Consider the following 883-nt stretch of genomic DNA (forward strand, 5'->3'; position numbering starts at 1 on the left):
ACCCAGCGCCGACCTGTTGACCCAGCGCCTGCAAGTCCACGAGAAAACCGCCTGGATGCTGCGCAGCCTGCTGGAAAAATAAGCGTCCGCCGCACACCGCCCGACGCCGCGCCCCGCGCGGCGTTTTCACGCGCGTCCGTGCTACACTCCGGCAAAGTCCGGAAACTTTACATGGCTGATCATCTGCACCGCTCTCGCCCCCTCGCGCCCAACAACCGTCCGCTGTGGCTGATGGCGGGCGTGTCGCTGCTGGCGCACGTCGCGCTGTTGAGCCTGTTTGGCGTGGCGCCGTCCGCGCCGCCGCCTCCAGCCGCCTCCGGCCCGCTGCAGATCAGCCTGCGGCCACGACATCTGCCTGCTCCCGCCGCGCCCGTCACCGAGCGGGTCGCGGAAGACAACCGCCAAGGCGCCGGCAATACCGCGGAGCCGCGCCAGCTGATCAGCCGCAGCGATCCGCCGAAACCGGCCGCCTCCCCCGCGCCGCCGCCGCAACAGCAAACGGCGCCGCTCACGCCCATCACCCGCCCGTCCCCCAACGCGGCCCAGCTGGCATCGACGCCGCCAAGCGCAACAGTCAGCACCGGCTCGCTGCTGGCCCAGGTGGGCGCGCTGTCGCGTAGCGGCGACAACGCCGCGGCCGACAATGGCAAGGAAAGCGGCCAGCCCGGCGACAATCTGGGCGAAGCCGCGCGCGGCTACTCCTGGGCGCGTTATCAGGCGGACTGGCGGCTGAAAGTGGAACGGATAGGCAATCTGAATTATCCGGACGAGGCGCGCCGCCTCGGCCTGCATGGCGCGGTGACACTGGAGGTGACGATAGCGGCCGACGGCAGCCTGCATGGCATGCGCGTCAGCCGCTCGTCCGGCACTCCGGTGCTGGACC

General features: G+C 70.6%; 1 protein-coding gene and 1 pseudogene. Both read left to right on the plus strand.

Annotated features, from left to right (window positions below; all coding sequences use genetic code 11):
* Positions 1-82: pseudogene (locus JHD59_RS21975) on the plus strand (DNA starvation/stationary phase protection protein); the annotation flags it as partial.
* 89 nt (positions 83-171) lie between these two features.
* Positions 172-883, plus strand: a 712-nt coding sequence (locus tag JHD59_RS21980) for an energy transducer TonB (RefSeq protein ID WP_199155833.1), incomplete at its 3' end; no start/stop codon positions are given.

Source organism: Chromobacterium sp. ASV23 (genome assembly GCF_016428945.1).
Classification (GTDB): domain Bacteria; phylum Pseudomonadota; class Gammaproteobacteria; order Burkholderiales; family Chromobacteriaceae; genus Chromobacterium; species Chromobacterium sinusclupearum.